5 protein-coding genes are annotated in these 6,000 nt (G+C 48.9%); 3 read left to right on the top strand and 2 right to left on the bottom strand.

The window, feature by feature from the left end; translation table 11 throughout:
• Positions 1-2 precede the first annotated feature (2 nt).
• Entirely contained in the window at positions 3-1,400 is a 1,398-nt protein-coding gene (locus IQ257_RS20860; RefSeq protein ID WP_193933186.1) for a TldD/PmbA family protein, read from the bottom strand.
• Positions 1,401-1,716: 316 nt separating this feature from the next.
• Between IQ257_RS20860 and IQ257_RS20855 the strand changes: the two genes are divergently transcribed.
• Positions 1,717-3,174, top strand: a complete 1,458-nt coding sequence (locus IQ257_RS20855) for a glycoside hydrolase family 13 protein (protein ID WP_193876045.1) — start codon at positions 1,717-1,719, stop codon at positions 3,172-3,174.
• A 207-nt stretch (positions 3,175-3,381) separates the two neighbouring features.
• Here IQ257_RS20855 and IQ257_RS20850 read toward each other — a convergent pair whose 3' ends face one another.
• Positions 3,382-5,145 (bottom strand): mechanosensitive ion channel, encoded by a 1,764-nt coding sequence (locus IQ257_RS20850; protein ID WP_193876047.1) that lies wholly within the window; start codon positions 5,143-5,145, stop codon positions 3,382-3,384.
• 62 nt (positions 5,146-5,207) lie between these two features.
• Between IQ257_RS20850 and IQ257_RS20845 the strand changes: the two genes are divergently transcribed.
• A complete protein-coding gene (locus IQ257_RS20845; RefSeq protein ID WP_193876049.1) occupies positions 5,208-5,369 on the top strand; it encodes a hypothetical protein in 162 nt (53 codons plus the stop codon).
• Between the two features lie 134 nt (positions 5,370-5,503).
• On the top strand, positions 5,504-5,962 hold the full coding sequence (locus IQ257_RS20840) for an SRPBCC family protein (protein WP_193876051.1): 459 nt from the start codon (positions 5,504-5,506) through the stop codon (positions 5,960-5,962).
• Positions 5,963-6,000: the final 38 nt, after the last annotated feature.

The following is a 6,000-nucleotide window of genomic DNA, read 5'->3' as shown; positions in this document are numbered from 1 at the left end:
GCTCAAGCTGCCTCACCTCCAACTACAACATTGTTAATTCGCAAACTTGGACCCCCACAACCTACGGGTAAGCCACTCTGTCCTGCCTTGCCACAACCGCCAGATTCATCCCAGTAGAAGTCATTACCAATCGCTTCGATATCTCCTAAAGTTTTAAAGACATTCCCCGATAGAGTGACATCCCGGACGGGTTCAGCTATGTTGCCATCTCGAATCATCCAGGCTTCACCAGCACTGAACGTAAACATTTCGCCGTTGGTCATGCCACCCAACCAATTTCGGGCATAAACCCCTTCTTTAATTCCCCCCAATAAATCTGCCACGGGTGTTTTTCCCGGTTCGATCCAGGTATTCGTCATGCGGACGATGGGAGGATAGTGGTAATTGAGGCAACGGGCATTACCTGTTGCAGTCTCTCCTAGCTTTCCTGCTGTTTCGCGGGAATGAAGACGCCCGACTAAAACGCCATCTTTAATCAGTTGTGTGGTGGTTGCGGGTGTGCCTTCGTCGTCGTAGAAGTAGCTGCCGCGATGTCCTTCGGGTGCAGCGCCATCAAAAATTTGCAACTCTTCTGAACCAAACTGACGCCCCATGCTCATGACTTCGAGTAAATCCGGGTTTTCATAGGTCATGTCTGCTTCAGAAAGGTGTCCGAAGGCTTCATGGACAAACAAACCTGTGAGAATGGGGTCGATAACCACCGTGTAGGTTCCGCCCTTCACGGGTGGCAGAGATAGGGCGTTAACCGCTCGTTGAGCGGCGCTACATACTTGTTCGTCAAGATTCTTCAGGTCATCATAGGCTTTTCGGGAACCCGTGGTTTCCCTGCCTGTTTGTACCAAATCGCCGTTACGGGCAGTGGCAGAGAAGCGCATTTCCATATCCACCCAAGATTGCTCGATTAGGGTGCCTTCGGACGTGGCGATAATGACTCGTTGAGTACTGTCACCGTAACGTACAGAGGTGGTGGTAATGCAGGGGTCATAGCCTTTGAGAATTTGATTGTAGCGATCGCAGAGTGCTTTTTTGTCAGTGAGAGAAATTTGACGGGGGTCGATGCCGAGTAGGGGGAGTTGCCGAACGTCTTGGATTATGGGAATGGGAGCTAGGACAGTTTCCTCATCTCCAACAATTCGCGCTGCCGTTACAGCTTCCTCAATGCGATCAGATAGGGTCGAAAGTTGGTTGAAACTCGCAAACCCCCAACCTCCCTTGTAACACGCCCGGACTTGCCCTCCAATCGAAAGCCCTTCGCTGAGGGTTTCTATCTTATCGCCTCGCAGTATAATGCTGCTTCCTTCTGATTCTTCTAAGCGAATGGCTAAGTAATCCACACGGGAACGATAACGAGCGATCAGGTCAGTGAGTAAATTTTTGGTATCAAAAAGTACAGTTGGCATGAGTGGCAGCACGAGCAAGAAACTGCTTTCTATTGTGCAATGATCAGGGTCTTGAATGCTACATCCCTGTTTCACCGTTAGCTTTGGGTGCATTCTTCATCGCACAGGCATGATACCTAACTCTCTACTCCCCACAGTTCACAATAAATGAGCTTAGTCAAGTGTAAATTTCCACCTAAAGAGCGACTGTCTGAGGGATGATAACAAGCTAGTCTCTAATCGGGTAATAAATATGATCCAATAGTTGCGAGCGCTAGTCAGAGCGACAAAAGCCACAAGCCTTTGTACTCTAACTGTAAAGATATAGGCAGTATTCATGCAAATTCAAACTCCAGACTGGGTTAAACACGCAGTCTTTTACCAAATATTTCCCGATCGCTTCGCCAGAAGCCAACAACCCAGAAGCCACGTTTCCTACTCTCTTCCCTTTGAACCTTGGGATGCCCTTCCAAGGCTCCAAGGTTATAAAGGTGGCAATTTGTGGGGCGTTATAGAACAGCTCGATTACTTGCAAAATCTGGGAATTAATGCTATATACTTCACGCCCATCTTTCAATCCGCTAGCAACCACCGCTATCACACCCACGACTACTATCAAGTTGACCCTCTACTAGGAGGAAACGAGGCATTGATGGAACTCTTGGAGGAGTGTCATCGGCGGGATATGAAAGTCTTACTCGATGGGGTATTCAACCATGCTAGTCGCGGCTTCTTCTTCTTCCACGATATCTTAGAAAATGGTGACTCTTCCCCTTGGGTGGATTGGTTTAAAATAGAAAGCTTTCCTTTAGCGCCTTATGATGAAACCAAGCCCGCCAACTATGTCGGCTGGGCAGATCTTCGCGCTTTGCCAGCATTCAACCACGACAATCCCTCTGTCCGGGAATACATCATGCAAATTGGCGAATACTGGATGAAACTGGGCATCGATGGGTGGCGTCTTGATGTTCCCTTCGAGGTTAAGACTCCTGGATTTTGGCAAGAATTCCGCGATCGCATCAAAGCCATCAACCCTAACGCTTATATCGTAGGGGAAGTTTGGACAGACGCTCGCGAGTGGTTAGACGGCACCCAATTTGATGGGGTGATGAACTACCTATTTACCGGACCTACCATTGCCTTTACCGCAGGCGATCGCGTAGATATGGAGCAAGTACAAAACCGTTCCTACTATCCCTATCCGGCGCTAGATGCTAATGGGTATGGCAACAAAATCAAAGATCTCCTGACGATGTACCCATGGGAGATTCAACTTACCCAGCTCAATTTGCTAGCCAGCCACGACACGGCGCGATTAATTTCCATTGCTGGAGGTGATAAAGCCAGTGTTGAGTTAGCAACCCTGCTACTGTTGACTTTTCCCGGTACGCCCAGTATTTACTACGGTGATGAAGTTGGTTTACCAGGTCGTATTGATCCAGACTCTCGCCGGGGTTTTCCCCTAGAAGCTGATTGGGAGCAAGATAGTTTAGAGTATCACCGAAAACTGATTGCTTTGCGTCACGCTCACCCAGCTCTGCGCACGGGTCACTATCAGCTATTGTTAGCGGAAGGGATGGTCTATGTCTTCGCACGACAGCTAGAAGCAGAAGAGCTAATTGTTGCTGTCAATGCTGGAACGACGAGCGCGGATGTGAGCGTTGACGGTTCAACACTACAATCTCAACCCAGTCAGCTATTGTATGGCAGCGCATCAACCGCGTGGACTGCTAAAGGAGAATCGAACCACTTGAGGTTAAGTCTCCCTCCTAGAAGTGGCTGCATCCTTGGGTAAACCACTCATTCTAAATCTAGCCATAAAATGAGGAGGCACCGTAAAGATAGGTTGCCTCCTTGATTTTGACGATGCTTTCTGAGGGCAAGTACATTGGTATCCGTTGACTAACCCCCTGACGAAAAAATCACCCGCCTATAGGACGGGTGATTGTCAAAAGTTGGAATTGTTGCCCAGTTACTTATCTCTAGGGGAGAGATAGTATCTTTATGGGTTGTTAGAGTGCCTATCTTCCTTAAAGGATGATAACCATTCCCGAACTTGAGCGGCGGCGATATCACGAGACCCCAAGCCAAAGGATAGCGCGATCGCAACGGCAATCGCTCCCAACAACAAGCCAAAGGCTAAATTAACAATGTCGCTGGCAATACCCATTTGTTGCAGCGCCATTGCTACGGAAAAGGCAATAATCGCAATCCGAGCAGCCTGTCCCAGAATTCTGGATTGGCGAGAACCGGAGCTAGTAATCAAGTTAAAGACTAAATTGGCAAAGTATAGACCTACCGCAAAAACGATTAATCCTGCCAAAACCTGACCGAAGATGACAACAATGCCAGTAACAATTAGAGTCAGGGCTTCAAACTGCAAGACATTAGTTGCTGCAACGGCAGCAAATAACATGATGCCGACAAATGCAATAATTCCCACCAGTTCTGAGGGTGTCCGAGTGGGAGGAGTTGGTTCAGGTTCCCTCAGAGGAGTGGGTATTCCCAAATCTTGGGATTCGGCTGGCGGGGGAGTTGGAACTGGACGGCTAAGGCGGGGTTCAGGTACACCTATCCACCGATAAACACGGTTAAAGCCAATGCTGGTCAGAATATTGGTGACTAAATCGCGAACAAACTGCCCCAATACATAAGCAATAATCAGAATCAATGCCGCTGTAAAGATGCGAGGGATAGCGGCAAGAATCAAGTTCAACATCCCGATTGCAGGCACTGAAATAGCCTCAATCTCTAGCGCATTGAGCGCTGCGATCGCCACGGGAATTAAAATCAGGACATAAACGGTTGTGCCGATAATCCAGGAAAGTGAAGAACCGCCAACCGTTGATCGGAGTCCGAACCGCGCCCCTAACTGGTCAGTACCTGCCGCAGCTAGCAAGTTTGTCACAATGCGGCGCACCACTTGCGCAACAAGCCACCCAGCCGCTGCAATCACGATAGCCGCCAAAATATTCGGCAGAACCCCTAGGATATCATTCAGCAGCACCAATACCGGCTCTAGGACTCCCTCTAAACGGAGAGTACTCAAAATCGGTGGCAGAAATAGGAGAAAGACGAACCAGTACAAGGCACTACCAATTGTTTCCGAGAGGGAGAATTGGCTCGTTGTGCTGTTCGTTGTGCGATCGGGCTGACCCAGTGGGGTTTCCTCAGGTCTGCCTGACGGGTTATTGACTTGTTGACCCAAACGCTCATCCAAACCAACTGCCCGCAGCGCCCGCGTTGCCACTAGCTTGACGAGGGATGCGAGCAACCACGCCACCAGCAACAGAATTGCGGCACCAACGAGTTGGGGTATGAAATCAAGGATGCGGACAAGAAATGTATTGAGGGGTTCAGAAACAACCTGTAGCTGTAGGGTCTGTAAAACAGCCACTACAGTAAAGATAATGACGATCCAAAAAACCGCACCCGATATCCATTCTTCTACTTTAGGAGGCTCCGCTCCTGGTCGATCCCCAGTGATCCACTCAGCAATCTTGTTGTCGATATTGGTGCGATTGAACAGGGCTTTGGTGATGGCAGCAGCAATCCAAGCAATGAGGATGCCGACTAGCAGGATCGCGATCGCGGCGATCAAATTTGGCACAAATGCACTGAGGTTTTGATAAATACCTTCAGCATATCCAACTCCAGTCTCGACGGTTCGTTCAACAGGTTCTTGCGCCTGTGCCAACGTTAGATGTGCCTGGAGCGGCACACCCACCCCCATCAGGGGAAAAATACCTTTCCAAATTTCATTCATAATCTTCCTTCTCGGATTATTCTCAACTGTCTCCAGCAATGACACGGAAGTGACTAACCCCCGTGCAAGGCGTGACCGTGCAAGGCGCGATTGACAATGCTGTGTTCTATGTCAATCCATATCGCGGTCATCAAGGATGCAGCGAACTTAAGATTGACCGCCTGAAAACAATATCGACAACCTTAAGCGCCCTCTTGCAGAATTACCTCTACCTTGATGGGTAATTCATAGATTAAAATCAAGCATTTTATCCTTTTCTGGGTACAAACCTCCTTTTTTCTGACGATAAGCTTCTGTTTCGGGCATGGTAGTAACAAGAGCAACAATACCAGTCATAGGTAAACAGTTGAAGTTTTCCATGTCAAACGCCCAAGTTTTTGAACAATCCATCCAAGTCAACGCCAGTGCTACCACTGTCGAGCGGTGCATCACCGAGCGAACCTTAATGCACCGCTGGCTTAACCCAGCCTTGCGCTGCGAACCCGTGGGCAAGTGGAGTACGGACATCGGCAGTCGCAGTCGCTTCATCATTCAAATTCCCCTAGTGCAACCCACCCTCAAAAGCTTGGTTGTCGAGAGGGAACCCGGTTTAATTGTCTGGGAGTTCCAAGGATTCTTCCAAGGGCGCGATCGCTGGGAATGCCAACCCAACAACCAAGGCACTCATCTCATTAATCGTTTTGAGTTTGAAATTCCCAACCCCCTAGTTAGCTGGGGCTTCAATACCTTTGCCGCTAGCTGGACTCAACAAGACATGAAAGCTCAACTCAGACGCCTCAAACGAGTCGCCGAAGAAGTCTACCGAAGTATGCCGTAAAGCAAAGTTCAAGGCTATATTAGGTTAGCCTCAGGTGC

It is taken from the genome of Coleofasciculus sp. LEGE 07092 (genome assembly GCF_015207375.1).
Taxonomy (GTDB): Bacteria; Cyanobacteriota; Cyanobacteriia; order Cyanobacteriales; family Coleofasciculaceae; genus LEGE-07092.
The sequence above is the reverse complement of the archived record's forward strand: the minus strand, read 5'-3'. Positions and strand labels throughout refer to the sequence as shown.